The sequence below is a fragment of the Spirillospora sp. NPDC046719 genome (assembly GCF_040645715.1).
Classification (GTDB): domain Bacteria; phylum Actinomycetota; class Actinomycetes; order Streptosporangiales; family Streptosporangiaceae; genus Spirillospora.
The window spans coordinates 1-15,322 of the sequence record NZ_JBEYYT010000221.1; the positions used below are offsets into that span (position 1 = coordinate 1).

Consider the following 15,322-nt stretch of genomic DNA (forward strand, 5'->3'; position numbering starts at 1 on the left):
GAGATCTACACCAGAACCGGCACACTCTTTCCCCCCCCGACGCTCTTCCGATCTGCCCCTCGTCGAACGCCCGCCGCGCCGCCGCGACGGCGCGGTCGACGTCGGGGACGCCCGCCGCGGCCACGCGGGCCAGCGGGCGCTCGGTGTGGGGCGAGACCACCTCGATGCGCCGGGGGGTGCCGGGAGTGGTCCATTCGCCGCCGATGAACAGGTCTTTCCGCTCGTCCATGGACGCTCCTTTTCCGGAAACGCGCCCTTGCGGCCCGGTCCGTGCCGTGTTATCCAGGTCATGTTAGTCAGTCGATGAACATCGTGACCAGGTGTCGTCGGACACGAACTCAGAACGGAAGGATCGGCTATGGCGCGCTCCGGGAAACCGGTGGAGGCCAGCTGGACCGGGCGGGTTCCGGAGATGGGCACCCGCCTCGTGTCGTACGAGGACTCGATCTCGCCGGAGTTCTACGAGCTGGAACGCGAGGCGGTCTTCCGGCGGGCGTGGCTCAACGTCGGCCGGGTCGAGCAGCTGCCCCGAAAGGGGAGCTACTTCACCAAGGACATCGAGGTCGCCAAGACCTCGCTCATCGTCGCGCGCGGTCTCGACGGCCGGGTCCGCGCCTTCCACAACGTGTGCCGCCACCGCGGCAACAAGCTGCTGTGGGGCGAGACTCCCAGGGACGAGACCAAGGGCGTCTGCCGCGAGTTCATGTGCAAGTACCACGGCTGGCGGTACGGCCTGGACGGCTCGCTGAAGTTCGTTCTCCAGGAGGAGGAGTACTTCGACTTCGACAAGGCCGAATTCCCGCTGGTCCCGGTGCACTGCGAGGTCTGGGAAGGGTTCGTCTTCGTCAACCTGGCCGACGAACCCGGCCGGTCTCTCCTCGAATTCCTCGGACCGATGGTGCGGGGCCTGGAAGGCTACCCGTTCCATCTGCTCACCGAGCGCTACGCGTTCAAGGCGAACCTCCTGAGCAACTGGAAGATCTTCCTCGACGCGTTCCAGGAGTACTACCACGCGCCGATCCTGCACTCGCAGCAGCAGGTGCCGTCGCTGCGGAGCTTCCAGACCGGCTTCAAGGTCCCGCACTTCCAGATGGACGGCCCGCACCGGCTCATCAGCACGGGCGGCTGGAAGGGCGTGCCCCGGCACATGACGCCGCCGGACCAGATGTACCCGATCGAGCACGTCACCGAGTCCGGTCTCATGGGCCCCTGGGAGCGCCCGGACATCCCCGAGCTCGACCCCGCCCACCTGCCGGCCGGGCTCAATCCCGGCGGGCTCGACCCGTGGTCGATCTCGAACTTCCAGATCTTCCCCAACTTCGTGATCCTGGTCTACGAGCGGGGCTGGTACCTCACGTACCAGTACTGGCCGACGTCCCATAACACGCACATGTGGGAGATGTCGTACTACTTTCCGCCGTCGCGGAGCGCCAGCGAGCGGATCCGCCACGAGGTCACCGCGGTCGTGTCCAAGGAGGCCGGCCTCCAGGACGCGGGCACCCTCGACGGGACCCAGATGGGCCTGGAGTCCCGGGTGGTCGGCGCGTACCCGCTGTGCGACCAGGAGGTGACGGTCCGGCACCTGCACAAGGTCGTCGACGACTGGGTGCGGTCGTACCTGCGGGACGGGAAGAGGGTGCCGGCGTGAGCGACCGGATGCTGCCGGAGGAGTTCGCCGAGTGCGAGCCCTTCGCCGAGAAGTGGTGCATCGCGACCGAGGCGGCCCGGTACGCCGAGCGGCTGAAGAGCACCGTGGCGGAGATGCAGGTGTTCTACGACGCGATGTACCCCCGGGTGCGCGACGCGATGGCGCACCTGGACGAGTTCTCGCTGCACGAACTGCCCGAGCGGGAGCTGAACCTGCTCCACCTCGTCTACTCGCTGATCATGGTGTCGCTGCCCGTCGAGGTCTGGCAGCAGCCCAAGGTGATCGACTCCGGCACCGCCTACTTCGACCGCTACCTGGAGCCCGCGCCGTGACGAGGACGATCGCCTGCGTCCCCCTCACCGCCGCGGTCGGCGCCGAGGTCGGCGGCGCCGACGCCGAGCGGCTGGTCCGCGACGGCGCGATGGCCGGGGCGGTCATGGAGGCGCTGGAGCGGTACGGCGTCCTGGTCTTCCGCGGCCTCCACCTCGGCCCGGAGGACCAGGTCGCCTTCGCGCGGCGGCTCGGCGAGATCGACTACGAGCGGGGCCACCACCCCGTCCGGGGGATCTACCGCGTGACCCTCGACAAGGCGAAGAACGCCTCGGCCGACCACCTGAAGGCCACCTTCGAGTGGCACATGGACGGCTGCACGCCGCTCCACGGCGAGCCGCCGCAGAAGGCCACCGTCCTCAGCGCGAAGCAGGTGGCGGCGGGCGGCGGGGAGACGGAGTTCGCCAGCACCTACGCCGCCTACGAGGAACTGAGCGAGGAGGAACGCGAACGGTACGGCTCCCTCCGCGTCGTGCACACGCTTGAGGCGTCGCAGCGCCGCGTCCACCCCGACCCCACGCCCGAGCAGCTCGAACGGTGGCGGGAACGGCCGGCGTCGACGCACCCGCTGGTGTGGACGCGCCGCACCGGACGGAGGTCGCTGGTCGTCGGCGTCCATGCCGATCACGTCGTCGGGATGGACGCCGGCGAAGGCCGGAGGCTGCTGGACGACCTGCTCGGCCGGACGACGTCGCCCGGCCGCGTCTACCGCCACGAGTGGTCGGTAGGGGACACCGTCATCTGGGACAACACGGGCGTGGTGCACCGCGCCGCGCCCTACCCGCCGGACTCGCCGCGCGAACTGCTCCGCACGACCGTGTTCGGGGACGAGCCGATCCGGTGAGAGGCCGCGCGCCGCCCGCCGGCCGGCGCCCCGGACTCAGTCGGAGCCCCCGGCGACGACCTCGGCGTCGGCCGGCCGGCGGTCCCCTTCCAGGGCGCGGATCTCGCGCTCGATGACCGCGACCGTCTCCGCGTGGCCGACGTCGAGGTCGAACCCCTCCTCGATGTGCAGGAAGCGGGAGATGCCGGTCATGAAGAGGATCAGCGAGACGGGCGGCCACCGCTCCGGATCGACGCCGTAGCCGTCGAGCACGTCCGACAGCGTCTCGAGCTGGAGCGTCCGGAACGTCCGCGAGTACGCGGCGATCTCCGCGCGGATGGCCTTGCGGTGGTTGGCCAGCGCGATGAACTCCATGGTGAGCGCGTTGCTCGAGTAGTCGTGGGTCAGTTCCCAGAGGGCCCACAGCGGCTGGGGCGACCGCAGCGCCCGCCTGAGCCGCTCCAGGCTCCGCTCGGCGCCGCGCCGGAAGAGTTCGACGAACAGGTTGTCCATCGTCCCGAAGTAGTAGAAGACCAGCGCGTTGTTGAGCCCCGCCTTCGCGCCGAGGCGGCGGGTGGTGACGGCCGCGTAGCCCTCCTCGAGCATGAGCTCCTGGGCGGCGTCGAGCAGCGCGGTACGGGTGGCCGAGTCGTCGACGGGGCTCCGCCGTGCCGGCATGCGCGTCCTCCCTCTGGGTTTCGGAAAGCCTCTCCAGTATGGCCTCGGTCCGTCGCGGCCCGGGTCTTGCCCCGGGCCCGGCGCCCATGTTAGTCATGTGGCCAAAGGATGTTAGTCGATTGACTAGCATCGCTGCCGCGAGCCAGGGGCGGTGCCGGTGGGGTTCGCCCCGTCGTCGGAGTCGCCTGCGAGCGAGGAAGGACGGAGCGATGCCGCATACCGAGGGTCAGCGGCCTCGGGTGGCCGTCGTCACGGGCGGGGCGTCGGGCATCGGCGAGGCCGCCTGCCGCCGCCTGGCCGAGCGGGGCCACCGCGTCGCCGTGCTCGACCTCGACGGCGACGGCGCGGACCGGGTCGCCAAGGAGCTGCGCGCGGCCGGGGCCGAGGCGCTCGGGCTCGCCGCCGACGTCACCGACCGCCCCGCCCTCGGCGCCGCGTTCGCCGAGGCCCGGTCGGTGCTCGGGCCGACGGGGATCCTCGTGACCAGCGCCGGCCTCGTCGCGTTCGACCGGTTCGAGGACATCACGCCCGAGCGGTGGGACCGCCTCGTCGGCGTGAACCTCACCGGCACCTTCAACTGCTGCCAGATGGCCCTGCCCGACATGGTCGCGGCCGGCTGGGGCCGCATCGTCACCATCTCCTCGTCCAGCGCCCAGCGGGGCTCGCCGGACATGGCGCACTACGCCGCGGCCAAGGGCGGCGTGATCGTGCTGACCAAGTCCCTGGCCCGCGCCTACGCCTCGCACGGCATCACGGTCAACAGCATCCCGCCGTCCGGGATCGAGACGCCGATGCAGCACCGCTCCCAGGCGGAGGGGCACCTGCCCGCCAACGAGACGATGGCCGCGGCCATCCCGCTCGGCCGCCTCGGCACGCCGGACGACACCGCCGCGGCGGCGGCCTTCCTCGCCTCCGAGGAGGCCGGCTTCATCACCGGGCAGGTCCTCGGCGTCAACGGCGGGTCGGTCCTGTGACGCCGGCCGCCGCGCCCCGGATGGGGCCGCTGCCGATCGCCGAGTGGGCCGAGGAGGAGCGCGAGCTGCTCCGCGGCAACATGGCGCGCGCCGACCGCTACCTGACCGGTGCCGCCGACGCGCCGCCCGTGCCGTCGATCCTCGGCCTGTTCGCCCGGCACCCCCGGCTCGGCGCGCCCTGGCTGGCGTTCAGCGGCACGCTGCTCGACGACGGCACCCTCGACCCCCGCGACCGCGAACTGCTGATCCTGCGCGTCGGGCACCGGACGGGCTGCCGCTACCAGTGGGCGCAGCACACCGGCATGGCGAAGGCCGCAGGACTGCGGCCCGAGCAGATCGCCGCGCTCCGCGACGGCGCCGAGGCCGGGAACTGGTCCGAGCGCGACCGCGACGTCCTGCGCGCCGCCGACCAGCTCGTGGACGCGCACACCATCGACGACGCGCTCTGGGAGCGCCTGGCCGGCCGCTTCGACGAGCGGCAGCTCCTCGAACTGCTCTTCGTCGTGGGCGGCTACGTCTGCCTGGCCATGGTCCTCAACAGCGTCGGGCTGGAGCCGTCGAGCGGCCCGGACCCCGGCGCCGAACCCGCCACCGGCCCTTCCGGCGCGTCCGCCCAGTGACCGCACCCCCCGAAGGAGGAGGACCATGCCGCGTTTCCCCAAACCACCGGAAGGCAGCTGGACCGAGCACTATCCCGGACTCGGCACGGACCCGGTGTCCTACGAGGACTCGATCACGCCCGAGTTCTACGAGCGCGAGAAGGACGCGATCTTCAAGCGGGCCTGGCTGAACGTCGGACGGGTGGAGCAGCTCCCGCGCAAGGGCAGCTACTTCACCAAGGACGTCGACGCCGCGCACGCGTCGATCATCGTGCTGCGCGACAAGGAGGGGAAGGTCCGGGCCTTCCACAACATCTGCCGCCACCGCGGGAACAAGCTCGTCTGGTCCGACGATCCGAAGCGGGAAACGGCGGGCTTCTGCCGCCAGTTCACCTGCAAGTACCACGGCTGGCGGTACGACCTCGACGGCGCGCTGACCTTCATCCAGCAGGAGGGTGAGTTCTTCGACGTCGACAAGGGCCGGTACGGCCTCGCGCCGGTGCACTGCGACGTCTGGGCCGGTTTCGTCTTCGTCAATTTCGCGCGGGAGCCGGAGCAGTCGCTGCGCGAGTTCCTCGGCCCGATGGTGACCGCGCTCGACGGCTACCCGTTCGAGAAGCAGACCGCGCGCTTCGGCTACACCACCACGATCCATGCGAACTGGAAGCTGTACATGGACGCGTTCGCGGAGTTCTACCACGCGCCCGTCCTGCACGCGAAGCAGTCGCCGGAGAAGTACTCCGCGGCCGCGCAGCAGGCCGGGTTCGAGGCGCCGCACTACCAGATCGACGGCCCGCACCGGATGGTGAGCACGTCCGGTGTCCGCTTCTGGGAAATGGACTCGGAGCTGGTCAAACCGATGGAGATCCTGACCCGCAGCGGGCTGTTCGGCCCCTGGGACCGGGTCGACCTCGGCGAGATGCCGCCCGGCGTCAACCCGGCGAAATGCGACCCGTGGGGGCTGGACTCCTTCCAGCTCTTCCCGAACTTCGTGATCCTCATCTGGAGCCAGGGCTGGTACCTGACGTACCACTACTGGCCGACGTCGTACAACACGCACATCTTCGAGGGCAACGTCTACTTCGTGCCGGCGACCGGCGTCCGCGAGCGCATCGCCCAGGAAATGGCGGCGGTGACGTTCAAGGAATTCGCGCTCCAGGACTCCAACACGCTGGAGGCCACGCAGATGATGCTCGAGACCCGGTACATCGACCGCTTCCTTCTCAACGACCAGGAGATCCTCTGCCGGCACCTGCACAAGGCCGTGGCGGACTGGGTCGACGACCACGAGGGGGCCCGCAAGTGAGCGCGCTGCTGCCCGCGGAATTCGCCGATCTCGAGCCGTTCGCCGCGAAATGGTGCCTCGCCACCGAGCACGAGCGGTACGGCACCCGGCTGGCCGGCACGACGGAGGAGATGCAGGCGTTCTACGACGCCGTCGTGCCCCGCGCCGAGGAGGCCATGGCCTACCTCGAAGGGCTCCCGTTCGACGCGCTGCCCGACGACGCGGTGAACCTCCTGCACCTGCTGTACTCGATGATCCAGGTGTCCTTCCCGGTCGAGGTGTGGCGCCAGCCCCGCGTCCCGGACAGCGGGTCGTCGAGCTTCGACTGCGTCGTCGAGCCCGTGCCGTGACGGCACCGGCCGAGGAGTCCGCGCCGACCGAGGCGTCCGGCGCGTCCGGGGCGCCGATCGTGCTGCGGGCCCGCCGGTGGGCGGACGTCGACGCGGGGCAGGTCCGGTCGCCGGCGGTGATCGTGGTGGCGGGGAACCGCATCGCCGCGGTGAACCCCGCCGAGGTCCCCGCCGGGGCGGCCGAGATCGACCTCGGCGACGTGACGCTGCTGCCCGGCCTGATGGACATGGAGCTCAACTTCCTGATCGGCGGCCCCGAGACGCCGACGGGCCTGCCGCTGCCGATGCACGGGGTCCAGGACGACCCGGCGTACCGCTCGATCCGGGCGACCCTCAACGCCCGCACGACGCTGCTCGCCGGGTTCACCACCGTCCGCAACCTCGGCCTGATGGTCAAGACGGGCGGGTACCTCCTGGACGTCGCGGTGCAGCGCGCCATCGACCAGGGATGGGTGGAAGGTCCGCGCGTCATCCCGGCGGGACACGCGGTCACCCCGTACGGCGGCCACCTCGACCCGACCGTCTTCCAGCGCCTGGCGCCGGGGATCATGCCGCTGAGCATCGGGGAGGGCATCGCCAACGGGGTGGGCGAGGTGCGCGCGTGCGTCCGCTACCAGATCCGGCACGGCGCCAAGGTGATCAAGGTGTCGGCGTCCGGCGGGGTGATGTCGCACAGCACGGGTCCCGGCTCCCAGCAGTACTCCGACGAGGAGCTGGCGGCCATCGCCGACGAGGCGCACCGGGCGGGCGTCCGCGTCGCCGCGCACGCGGTGGGGGACCGGGCGGTGCGGGCGTGCGTGCGTGCGGGCATCGACTGCGTCGAGCACGGCTTCCTGGCCAGTGAGGAGACCCTTCGGTTGATGGCCGAGCACGGCACGTTCCTGGTGTCGACGACCTACCTGACCGACGCGATGGACATCGAGCGGGCGGCGCCGGAGCTGCGGAAGAAGGCGGCCGAGGTCTTCCCGCGCGCCAGGTCGATGCTGCCCAAGGCCATCGCCGCCGGGGTCAGGATCGCCTGCGGCACCGACGCCCCGGCCGTCCCGCACGGAGACAACGCCAAGGAGCTCGTCGCGCTGGTGGCACGGGGCATGACCCCGATGCAGGCGCTGCGGGCCGCGACCGTCACCAGCGCGGAGCTGGTCGAGCTCGACCATGAGCTCGGCCGCCTGAAGGAGGGCTGCCTCGCCGACGTCATCGCCGTCCCCGGCGACCCGTCGCGGGACATCGCCGTCACCCAGGACGTGCGGTTCGTCATGAAGGACGGCCGCGTCTACAAGAACGTCCGAGCAACGCCCGAGCAACGCAGTCATCGAACGGAGCGCACATGTCCGGCGGCGTGATGATCGTCGAATCGGCCCCCTCGTCCGACCGGGACACCCCGGCCTACCACGACTGGTACCAGAACACCCACATTCCCGAGATGCTGCGGATCGAGGGCTTCGTCTCCGCCCGGCGGCTGGAGCCGCTCGACGGCGGCGGCCTCGTCGTGATCTACGAGATCGAGGGCGATCCGGAGAAGGCCAGGGCGGCGCTGGGCGAGGCGCAGGCGTCCGGGAGGCTGTCGCGGCCGGAGGGCGTCCGGCTCGACCCGCCGCCGAAGGTCCGCTACCTGCGCGAGTTCGGCGGATAGCCGTTCCGGGACCCGCCGCACCGGCGACCGGTCAGGGGCGCGGCAGCATGCACATCGTGTCGAGGCCCAGCACGCGGTTCAGGCGGCCGAACGCCAGCCAGGAGCCGATGCACATGCTCAGCTCCACGATCTCCGCCTGGCTGTAGTGCGCGGTCATCCGGGTCCAGAACGCGTCGTCGAGGCCGTGGTGGTCGAGGGCGTAGCGTTCGGCGTACTCGGCGGCCAGCCGGGTGCGGTCGTCGAAGGCCGGGGTGGTGCGCCACTCGGCGACCGCGTCGGCGAACTCCTCCTCGACCTTCCGGCCGTCCCGCTCGGTCCGCCAGTCCATGCAGAAGAGGCAGCCGTTGATCTGCGCGATGCGCAGCCGGGCGGCCTCGAACTCGCGGAGGCCGAGGGTGCCGTCGGCGTACACCGACAGCGACAGGCGCGAGGCGGCGGGCCCGATGCCGGGGACCATCTCGCCCCACACGTACTCGATCGGGTCCTTGCCTTCGGGGACGTCGATGTTCACGGGTGCTTCCTTCCGAGCCTTCCCACAGCGGGGCGCAGCGGGACGTCGAGCGCGTCGTAGAGTCCCGGCTCGGCGGCCACGAGCCAGTCGACGGCGCCGACCAGCCGGCCGACGGCGGTGGCGTTCCCGCCGACCGACCGGTTGCCGTCCTCGCCGGTGGCCTCGACGGTGACCTCGATGCGCGGGTCGCCCTCGATGACGACGCGGTGCGCGCCGTCGCCGCTGGGCGGCACGGGCCAGTCCGGTGCGCAGGACGGGTGGATGCGGGTGACGTGCTCGACGATGATGCGCGGCTCGCCGCCGACGACGCCCTGCACCTCGAAGCGCACCGCGCCCTGCGTGCCGGCCTCGAACTCGCCCATCGTCGCGGTGGTCACAGTCGCGTCGAGCGGGCGCCGCTCCAGGGTCTCGCGGACCTCGTCCAGCTCGACGCCGAGGGCGCGGGCCATCAGCCGCACCTGCCCGCCCCACACCATGGTCGGGACGGTCGGCGCGAGCATCGGCGGCTCGTAGTCCATCGGCTGCCCCATGCCGACCAGGAACCGGACCGCGTCCGGCTGGTCGTAGGTGGAGTAGTCGAAGATCTCCTGGCAGCGGATCGCGTCGACTGTCGTGCCGAGCCCGCTGATCATCAGGGGCAGGACGTCGTTGCCCCAGCCGGGGTCGACTCCGGAGACGAACAGCGAGCCGCCGCCGTCCTTGACGGCCGCCAGCACCGGCTCGCGGATCTCGGGCGGCGCGTTGCGCTGATCGTAGAGCGCGTACAGGGCCGGGGTGACGACCACGGCGCCGGCCCGGACCGCGCGGACGATGTCGGCGAGCGCGTCGTCCGGACGGACGTCCCCGGACGCCGCGTACACGACGGCGCGCGGACCGGCCGCCAGGACCGCGTCGATGTCGGTGGTCGCCGCGACGCCGAGGTCGCGGCCGAGCCCGGCGAGGTCGCCCGCGTCGCGGCCGGCCTTATCGGGGTCGTGGACGAGCACGGCCGCGAGGCCGAGGGCGGGATGGGCGTCGACGGCCCGGACGGCCAGCCGGCCGACGTTGCCGGTGCCCCACACGACCGTCGGGATCATGCGCGAAGCGTAGCAAGCGCTTGGTCCGAGGTACAGGCCGTGGTGCGCGCGGGGGCCGGCCCCCAGGGCGTGTCAGAACACCACGCCCACGTCCTTGGCGATCAGGTCGTCGGTCGCCCGCTCCGCGACCGCGGCGATCGTCATGGACGGGTTGCAGGCGGCCGCGGTGCCCGGCAGCAGCGCGCCGTCGAGCACGTACAGGCCGCGATGGCCCTGGACCCGGCCGGCGAGGTCGCAGACGGTGCCCATGGAGGCGCCGCCGAGCGGGTGCCAGGTGGAGGGGTAGGCACCGGTCGTGTCGGTGAGGACCGACCCCTGGCCGGCGATCTTGTCGGCGCGGTCGTTGATGCGCTTGTAGAGCGCGTCGTCCGCCCCCTTGGGCCATTGCAGGACGGCGTCGTCCTTGCCGGAGTCGTAGACGAACCTGCCGCGCCCCTTGCTGACGCCGTAGCCGACCATCATCGTGGACCGGATGTCGGCCCCGATCGGCGGCAGCGACGCCTGGATGATCGTGTTGGCGCCGTCCGGGTCGTCCCACTCGAGGCTGCCGTAGACGACCGGGCCGCCCTGCGGCGCGCCGAAGTCGTCCGCGAAGTCGCTCCACAGGTAGATGCGGTCGCCGTTGGAGCCCCAGCCGGCGCCCAGCCCGTCGGGCATGTCGGGGATCTGGCCCTTGGCCGCCGCGCGCATCAGCAGCCTGGTGGTGCCGGCGGTCCCGGCCCCCATGACGAGCGCCTTCGCGGTGATGATCTTCTTCTCGAGGACGGTGCCGCCGGTGTCGATGCGGTCGACGTGGACCTCCCAGCGGCCGTCCTTGGCCAGCAGCACGTCGGTGACGTTGTGCTGCGTCGCCACGGTCACCCGCCCGGTGGCCTGCGCGGCGGCGATGTAGGTGACGTCCACCGAGTGCTTGCCGCCGTTGTTCACCCCCAGAGCGCAGTCCCCGTTGGTGTAGGACGGCTTCATCTCGCCCTTCAGCTCGCGCAGCGCGTACGTCCAGTCGATCGGCATCGGGATCTTCGTGACGTCGTAGCCGGCCTTGCGGACGTTCGCGGCGAACACCCGGGCGGGCTTGTAGGTCGTGCTGTTGACCAGCTCGTCGGGCGCCGTCTCGATCTGCAGCATCTGCGCGACCCGCCGGTAATGGACCCGGTCCATCTTGGCGTAGTCGAGCTGCTCGGGCAGGTTGGCGTTGAACACGTGCTCGGCCGGCTGGAGCGTCATGCCCTGGTAGACCAGCGAGCCGCCGCCGACGCCTGCGGCGACGATCATGTCCATGCCGTTGCCGGGCACCTGCTCCAGCAGCCCGGTGTAGTGCGGGAACGGGTCCGCCGGGATGCCGAGGATCGTCGGGGTGGAGCCCAGCCAGAACATCCGCTTGTCAGGGGAGGAGGGGTGCGGGAACGTCTCGGCGTTCGGCCCGGTGGGCCACCAGACGCCGCGCTCCAGCACCAGGCACTCCACGCCCGCCTGCGCGAGCCGGAGAGCCGCCACGCCGCCTCCGAAACCGGAGCCGATGATGACGGCGCGGTGCTCCTCGCGCGTCACCGGTGCGCGGCGCGGTGCTGCGGCCCGGGCGGCGGGCGTGCCGGCGACGGCGAGCCCGACGGTCGCGGCGGCGCCGGCCAGCAGGGACCGGCGGCTCATCTCGGGCATGGTCACTCCATTCGGTCGAGCGGCGGGGGCGGAGGTCGCGGGCGTGCGGCGCCGCTCTTAGCGAAACGCCACCGTTCTCTTAACGGTGGGCCAATGGTAGGGAGTCGGGCGCGCCGCGTTTTACTGACGGAAGTGAGCGATTCGCCGGAGCGAATGTGTGCCCGGATGCCAACCGGGAGGTGATCCGGCCCCGGTGAGGGCTCGCCCCGACCGGTCGTCGCGGCGGGGTGTGGTCCGCCTCTTGCGTTTCGTGTCCGGATGAGGTGGACTCGGCAGCAAGACAATACAGATTCCCTGATCTTGTTCGGTCGAGGTCGCGAGAGACCCGTGCCCGCCCCCGCCGTACGGCTGGGACGCGGGCCGTCGCGACCTCATGGTAAGCCCGTTACCGTATTTCGAAAATCTCATATCGAATACACAGAATTTTCTTCTCGTCACCTGTGGCCGCTCCGGCCGGCCGTTCTCGCAGGCCGCGCGAGACGCTCATTCCGGCATGCCGTAATTCGTCGACCGACACCACATATACCCTGCTCAGAGCGGTCTTGACCCTCTTTTCGGCGCGATGCTAAGCAAGTGCTCAGCATTACTGGAACTGACCGGCCCGCGGCACGGGAAGCGAGTGCGGAACGGCGTGTGCGCGGCGACCGCCGCGCACCTGGCACAGGGAGGTCCTCCGTTGGGTGAGTCGTCCGAGTCCCCCCGGCCGTCCGGGCCGGTGCGCCCGTGACGGGCGCGACGACGGCCGCGGCGCGGTACGCCGGGACGCGGGTCCCGCGCGTGGAGGACCCGCGGCTGCTGACCGGCCACGGCACGTACGTCGACGACGTGGTGCGGCCCGGGATGCTGCACGCCTGCTTCGTCCGCAGCCCCCTGGCCCGCGCCCGGATCCTCGGCGTCGACGCGGCCGAGGCGCTCGCCGTCGACGGCGTCCGGGCCGTGTTCACCGCCGCCGACCTCAACCCGGACGTGCGCGAGCAGTGGTACACGCTGATCGGCCGGGACGTCCCGGACACCCCGCGGCCCCCGCTCGCCGAGGGCGAGGTCCGGTTCGTCGGCGACCCCGTCGCGATGGTCGTCGCCACCGACCGCTACGTCGCCGAGGACGCCGCCGAGCTGGTCGTCGTCGACTACGAGCCGCTGCCCCCGGTCGTCGACTACGCCGCCGCGGGGGAGTCCGGGGAGCTCGTCCACGACGGCTACCCCGGCAACCTCGCGGGCGAGTTCCCCGGCGCGCCGTTCGCGGAGGTCGAACCGGTCTTCGCCGAGGCGCCCGTGGTCGTGCGACGCACGCTCCGCCAGCAGGCCTGCAGCCAGGTGCCGATCGAGACGCGCGGGATCGTCGCCGAGTGGTCGGCGCCGAGCGGCGAGCTGACGATCTGGGCGGCGACGCAGTCCCCGCACGAGGTGCGGCTGTTCTGCTCCCGGCTGCTGGGGCTGCCCGAGCAGCGGGTGCGGGTGGTGATGCGCGACACCGGCGGCGGCTTCGGGCAGAAGGTGATCCCGCAGCGCGAGGACATGTGCGTCATGCTGGCCGCGCGCAAGGTGCCCGGCCCGCTGAAGTGGATCGAGGACCGGCGCGAGAACCTGCAGTCGGCCGGCATGTCGCGGCACGCGCACGGCGACGTCCGGATCGCCCTCGACGCCGACGGCGCGATCCTCGCCGCCGCGATCGACTACGTCGAGGACGTCGGCGCCTACCCGGTGCCGTGGCCGGTCGGGACGTCCGCGGCGGTCGGGATGTTCTTCCCCGGCCCGTACCGCGTCCCGAAGGCCGCGTGGGCGACGGCGTCGGTGTTCTCGAACACCTCCGGCCGCACCGCCTACCGCGGGCCGTGGCAGTTCGAGTCGCTGGCGCGGGAACTGCTCCTCGACTCGGCAGCCCGCGAGATGGGCATCGACCCGGCCGAGCTGCGCCGCCGCAACCTGCTGCGCCGCGACGAGCTGCCCTACACCAATCCCTGCGGCATCCCCTACGACGGCATCACGCCGCTGGAGACGTTCGAGCAGGCGCTGAAGATGCTCGACTACGAGGCGTTCCGGCGCGAGCAGGAGCGGGCTCGCGCCGAAGGCCGCTACATCGGCGTCGGCACCTGCACGTACGTGGAACCGACCTCGGCCGCGATCGCGCTGCACGCCACCGAGGGCGCGACGATCCGGATCGAGCCGTCCGGCAAGGTCAACGTGTACGTCTCCGGCGGCTCCAGCGGCAACAGCATCGAGACCACGGTCGTGCAGCTCACCGCCGACGCGTTGGGCGTGGACATCGCCGACGTCAGCACCGTGCAGGGCGACACGGCCGTCACCCCGTTCGGCGGCGGCGCGGCCGGCAGCCGGTCGGGCTCGATGACCGCGGGCGCCGTCGCGGAGACCGCGTCGGTGCTGCGGGAGCGGATCGCCGCGATCGCGGCGCACCGGCTGGAGGCCGACCCCGGCGACATCGAGCTGGCCGGGGGACGCGCCAGCGTGCGCGGCGTGCCGGAGTCGGGCGTCACGCTCGCCGAGATCGCGAACGCCGCCTACTTCCAGCCGGAGACGCTGCCGCCGGGCGTGCCCGCCGGCCTGGAGGCGTCCGGCCGGTACCGGCCGGAGAACCCGCTCATCTACGCCAACGCCACCCACCTGTGCACCTGCGAGGTGGACGTGGTGACCGGCGCGGTGACCCTGCTGCGCTACATCGTCAGCGAGGACTGCGGCCCGATGATCAACCCGAACGTGGTGGAGGGGCAGATCGCGGGCGGCGTCGTGCAGGGCATCGGCAACGCGCTCTGCGAGCACCTCGCCTACGACGCCGAAGGCAACCCCGTCGCCACCACCTTCATGGACTACCTGCTGCCCACGGCCGCCGAGGTCCCCGACATCGAGTACGGCCACGTCGAGACGCCGTCCCCCGGGCCCGGCGGCTACAAGGGCGTCGGCGAGGGCGGCGCGATCGGCGCGCCGCCCGCGGTCGCCAACGCCGTCGCCGACGCGCTCGCGCCGTTCGGCGCCGAGATCACCCGGCTGCCGCTGACGCCCGAGACGGTCCTCGCGCTGGTGCGCGGCGCGGACGGGCGGTGACGCGATGAAACCGCCGTCGTTCGAGTACCACCTGCCGGGCGGGGTCGAGGAGGCCGTCGGGCTGCTCGCCGAGCTGGGCGAGGACGCCAAGGCCATCGCCGGCGGGCAGAGCCTCGTGCCGATGCTCGCCCTGCGGCTCGCGGCCCCCGAGCACCTGGTCGACCTGCGCCGGCTGGACGGCCTGCGCGGCGTCGAGGAGCGCGGCGGGACCGTCCGGATCGGCGCGGGCACCAGGCAGGCGGCCGTCCAGCGGTCCGCCGAGGTCGCCCGGTCCGTCCCGCTGATGGCCCGCGCCACCCCGCTGATCGGCCACTTCCAGATCCGCAACCGGGGCACCGTCGGCGGGTCGCTCGCCCACGCCGACGCCGCCGCCGAATACCCCGCCGTCGTGCTCGCGCTCGACGCGCGGCTGGAGGCGGTGTCGCCGCGCGGCACCCGCACCATCCCCGCCGCGGACTTCTTCACCGGCCTGTGGAGCACCGCGCTGGCGGAGGACGAGCTGCTGACCGCCGTCGACTTCCCGGCACGGCGCGGCCGGAGCGGCTTCGCGATCGAGGAGTTCGCGCGGCGCGGCGGCGACTTCGCCATCGCGGGCGCGGCCGTCGCCGTCGAGCTGGACGGCGCCGGCCGGGTCGGGCGGTGCGGCATCGGCCAGTTCGGGCTCGGCTCCACGCCGCTGCGCGCCCCCGCCGCCGAGGCGGC

16 protein-coding genes are annotated in these 15,322 nt (G+C 72.0%); 11 read left to right on the forward strand and 5 right to left on the reverse strand.

Going from position 1 to position 15,322, the window contains the following annotated elements; all coding sequences use genetic code 11:
- Positions 1-229: aldehyde dehydrogenase family protein (locus ABZ914_RS30715; protein WP_500197471.1), on the reverse strand; the 229-nt coding region annotated here is incomplete at its 3' end.
- 129 nt (positions 230-358) lie between these two features.
- Here ABZ914_RS30715 and ABZ914_RS30720 point away from each other — a divergent pair.
- From ABZ914_RS30720 to ABZ914_RS30730, 3 genes are read left to right on the forward strand one after another with little or no spacing between them, the layout of a single operon-like run.
- The gene (locus ABZ914_RS30720) at positions 359-1,648 is read left to right on the forward strand and encodes an aromatic ring-hydroxylating oxygenase subunit alpha (RefSeq protein WP_500197472.1); all 1,290 of its coding nucleotides are present in this window, start codon (positions 359-361) and stop codon (positions 1,646-1,648) included.
- Entirely contained in the window at positions 1,645-1,980 is a 336-nt protein-coding gene (locus tag ABZ914_RS30725) for a hypothetical protein (RefSeq protein ID WP_500197473.1), read from the forward strand. The genes ABZ914_RS30720 and ABZ914_RS30725 overlap by 4 nt, the downstream gene beginning before the upstream one ends.
- The gene (locus ABZ914_RS30730) at positions 1,977-2,822 is read left to right on the forward strand and encodes a TauD/TfdA dioxygenase family protein (protein WP_500197474.1); all 846 of its coding nucleotides are present in this window, start codon (positions 1,977-1,979) and stop codon (positions 2,820-2,822) included. The genes ABZ914_RS30725 and ABZ914_RS30730 overlap by 4 nt, the downstream gene beginning before the upstream one ends.
- A gap of 36 nt (positions 2,823-2,858) precedes the next feature.
- Here the strand turns inward: ABZ914_RS30730 and ABZ914_RS30735 are convergent, their stop codons facing one another.
- Positions 2,859-3,479: a TetR/AcrR family transcriptional regulator gene (locus tag ABZ914_RS30735; RefSeq protein ID WP_500197475.1), complete on the reverse strand. Its 621-nt coding sequence runs from the start codon at positions 3,477-3,479 to the stop codon at positions 2,859-2,861.
- Positions 3,480-3,688: 209 nt separating this feature from the next.
- Here ABZ914_RS30735 and ABZ914_RS30740 point away from each other — a divergent pair, with 209 nt between their 5' ends.
- From ABZ914_RS30740 to ABZ914_RS30765, 6 genes are read left to right on the forward strand one after another with little or no spacing between them, the layout of a single operon-like run.
- Positions 3,689-4,453, forward strand: coding sequence for an SDR family NAD(P)-dependent oxidoreductase (locus tag ABZ914_RS30740; RefSeq protein ID WP_500197477.1), 765 nt, complete (start codon positions 3,689-3,691; stop codon positions 4,451-4,453).
- Positions 4,450-5,073, forward strand: coding sequence for a carboxymuconolactone decarboxylase family protein (locus tag ABZ914_RS30745; protein ID WP_500197478.1), 624 nt, complete (start codon positions 4,450-4,452; stop codon positions 5,071-5,073). The genes ABZ914_RS30740 and ABZ914_RS30745 overlap by 4 nt, the downstream gene beginning before the upstream one ends.
- A gap of 25 nt (positions 5,074-5,098) precedes the next feature.
- A complete protein-coding gene (locus ABZ914_RS30750; RefSeq protein ID WP_500197480.1) occupies positions 5,099-6,358 on the forward strand; it encodes an aromatic ring-hydroxylating oxygenase subunit alpha in 1,260 nt (419 codons plus the stop codon).
- Entirely contained in the window at positions 6,355-6,687 is a 333-nt protein-coding gene (locus tag ABZ914_RS30755) for a hypothetical protein (protein WP_500197481.1), read from the forward strand. The genes ABZ914_RS30750 and ABZ914_RS30755 overlap by 4 nt, the downstream gene beginning before the upstream one ends.
- On the forward strand, positions 6,684-8,030 hold the full coding sequence (locus tag ABZ914_RS30760) for a metal-dependent hydrolase family protein (protein ID WP_500197482.1): 1,347 nt from the start codon (positions 6,684-6,686) through the stop codon (positions 8,028-8,030). The genes ABZ914_RS30755 and ABZ914_RS30760 overlap by 4 nt, the downstream gene beginning before the upstream one ends.
- Entirely contained in the window at positions 8,015-8,320 is a 306-nt protein-coding gene (locus ABZ914_RS30765) for a hypothetical protein (protein ID WP_500197484.1), read from the forward strand. Before ABZ914_RS30760 ends, ABZ914_RS30765 begins: the two co-directional genes overlap by 16 nt.
- A 31-nt stretch (positions 8,321-8,351) precedes the next feature.
- On the opposite strand, the gene ABZ914_RS30770 is transcribed toward ABZ914_RS30765, so the two are convergent.
- The 3 genes from ABZ914_RS30770 to ABZ914_RS30780 all read right to left on the reverse strand — a co-directional run bounded on the left by ABZ914_RS30770 (position 8,352) and on the right by ABZ914_RS30780 (position 11,563).
- A complete protein-coding gene (locus tag ABZ914_RS30770; protein WP_500197485.1) occupies positions 8,352-8,831 on the reverse strand; it encodes a carboxymuconolactone decarboxylase family protein in 480 nt (159 codons plus the stop codon).
- Complete coding sequence (locus ABZ914_RS30775) at positions 8,828-9,907, reverse strand: NAD(P)H-dependent amine dehydrogenase family protein (protein ID WP_500197487.1); 1,080 nt, start codon at positions 9,905-9,907, stop codon at positions 8,828-8,830. The genes ABZ914_RS30770 and ABZ914_RS30775 overlap by 4 nt, the downstream gene beginning before the upstream one ends.
- Positions 9,908-9,979: 72 nt before the next feature.
- Positions 9,980-11,563 carry a GMC oxidoreductase gene (locus ABZ914_RS30780; protein ID WP_500197488.1) on the reverse strand — a complete coding sequence of 528 codons (1,584 nt, stop codon included), beginning with the start codon at positions 11,561-11,563 and terminating at the stop codon, positions 9,980-9,982.
- Positions 11,564-12,286: 723 nt separating this feature from the next.
- On the opposite strand from ABZ914_RS30780, the gene ABZ914_RS30785 reads away from it, so the two are divergent.
- Positions 12,287-14,620, forward strand: a complete 2,334-nt coding sequence (locus ABZ914_RS30785; protein WP_500197489.1) for a xanthine dehydrogenase family protein molybdopterin-binding subunit — start codon at positions 12,287-12,289, stop codon at positions 14,618-14,620.
- Positions 14,621-14,624: 4 nt separating this feature from the next.
- Positions 14,625-15,322: FAD binding domain-containing protein (locus tag ABZ914_RS30790; RefSeq protein WP_500197491.1), on the forward strand; the 698-nt coding region annotated here is incomplete at its 3' end.

What these genes read in the sequence shown, in the direction of transcription:
- ABZ914_RS30765 (WP_500197484.1), top strand. Translation starts at nt 8,015, where the DNA reads ATGTCCGGCGGCGTGATGATCGTCGAATCGGCCCCCTCGTCCGACCGG.
- ABZ914_RS30780 (WP_500197488.1), bottom strand. Translation starts at nt 11,563, where the DNA reads ATGCCCGAGATGAGCCGCCGGTCCCTGCTGGCCGGCGCCGCCGCGACC.
- ABZ914_RS30750 (WP_500197480.1), top strand. Translation starts at nt 5,099, where the DNA reads ATGCCGCGTTTCCCCAAACCACCGGAAGGCAGCTGGACCGAGCACTAT.
- ABZ914_RS30775 (WP_500197487.1), bottom strand. Translation starts at nt 9,907, where the DNA reads ATGATCCCGACGGTCGTGTGGGGCACCGGCAACGTCGGCCGGCTGGCC.
- ABZ914_RS30740 (WP_500197477.1), top strand. Translation starts at nt 3,689, where the DNA reads ATGCCGCATACCGAGGGTCAGCGGCCTCGGGTGGCCGTCGTCACGGGC.
- ABZ914_RS30720 (WP_500197472.1), top strand. Translation starts at nt 359, where the DNA reads ATGGCGCGCTCCGGGAAACCGGTGGAGGCCAGCTGGACCGGGCGGGTT.
- ABZ914_RS30735 (WP_500197475.1), bottom strand. Translation starts at nt 3,479, where the DNA reads ATGCCGGCACGGCGGAGCCCCGTCGACGACTCGGCCACCCGTACCGCG.